The organism is Gordonia sp. McavH-238-E (genome assembly GCF_022348225.1).
GTDB classification, from domain to species: Bacteria; Actinomycetota; Actinomycetes; order Mycobacteriales; family Mycobacteriaceae; genus Gordonia; species Gordonia terrae.
Genome location: NZ_JAKRFE010000044.1, coordinates 1 through 1,275 on the forward strand (window position 1 = coordinate 1; position 1,275 = coordinate 1,275).

General features: G+C 62.2%; 2 pseudogenes. Both read right to left on the reverse strand.

Annotation, left to right across the window (positions count from 1 at the left end):
* Window positions 1-121 precede the first annotated feature (121 nt).
* Window positions 122-1,095: pseudogene (locus tag MHN80_RS25625) on the reverse strand (IS3 family transposase); the annotation flags it as partial.
* A 49-nt stretch (window positions 1,096-1,144) separates the two neighbouring features.
* Window positions 1,145-1,275: pseudogene (locus MHN80_RS25630) on the reverse strand (IS630 family transposase); the annotation flags it as partial.

The window sequence follows — 1,275 nt, forward strand, 5'->3', positions numbered from 1 at the left end:
TGCACGATCAGCACGCCACTGCCGACGAACACCTACCGCCACATCGCTGGTCCTCCGACTCCAGTCCGCCGTAGCCACCGCAAACACCTCCATGATCATGGTGTTGCGACGACCAGTTGAATCCGCCCTGACTTCCAGCATCCGAATGATGAATCAGCTCAGCAGCTTTCACCGGATGACCCTCTCGTTTCCGCTGCCACAGCGCCATCCGAAGCGGGACCGTCACCAGCTCCACCGTCTTCGACGTCGAGGCGTGCCACGCCACGATCCGACGTGAGAACACGTCGATGATGAACACCACGTACACCCACCCCGCCCACGTCCGGCAGTAGGTGAAATCGGTCACCCACACCCGGTTCGGCTCGACGGCACTGAACTGTCGATTCACCAGATCCTCCGCACGTACACCATCAGCGGACCGCACGGTCGTACGGACTCCCTTGGACCTTCGAATCCCGTTGTGGCCTAGCACTTTCATCGCTCGATCAACGGCGCCATAGGACACCCCGGGCAGTGTTGTCCGATGCAGATGGGCGCGCATCTTCACCCGCCCGTAGAGGCCCTCCGGAGTCATCTTCCGCCGGCCGTCGTCATCGGTGCGCCAGACCACGGTGCGCACCGCATCGACGACGTGGGCATCGGAGACGGTCCGAGCGGCAGGCGTGCGTGTTCGCGATGCCCGGTAGGTTCGTGCGGCAATCATGCAGCCCTGCTCACGCAAGACCCGACAGATCGACTCGACCGCAAAACCGTTGGCGCGCATCTGATCTATGAACGCCACGATCATCGGTTGCGGCGGTCGAGTTCCCCCGCGAAGAAAGTCGTCGCCGCTTTCAAAATGGCAACGTCCTCTCGCAATTGCTTGTTCTCCGCCTTGAGTCGCTTGATCTCAGCGGACTCCTTCGACGTGGTCCCCGACCGGGCGCCGGCATCGACCTGGGCCTGCACGGCCCACCGACGTACCGTCTCCCCACCGACACCGACCTGCTTGGCGATCGCCTCTGCCGCGGCAGTCAACGACGTGTACTCGCCGCCGTGCGCCTCCAGCAAACGCAAGGCCCTCGAACGGACCTCCGGATCGATCTTCTTAGGCATGTGCTCATCCTTCCTGACTCAGAAGGAAGCGGCATCAAACCAGGGGTGATTCACGGACCTTCTCGGTGAACAAGGGATCTCTCGACAGCTTCCACGAATCCTGTTTGTGCGGAGCCAATCCGAACGCCCGCCACACACGCGACACGGTTGACTGTGACATGTCGAGATGCTCGGCCATCG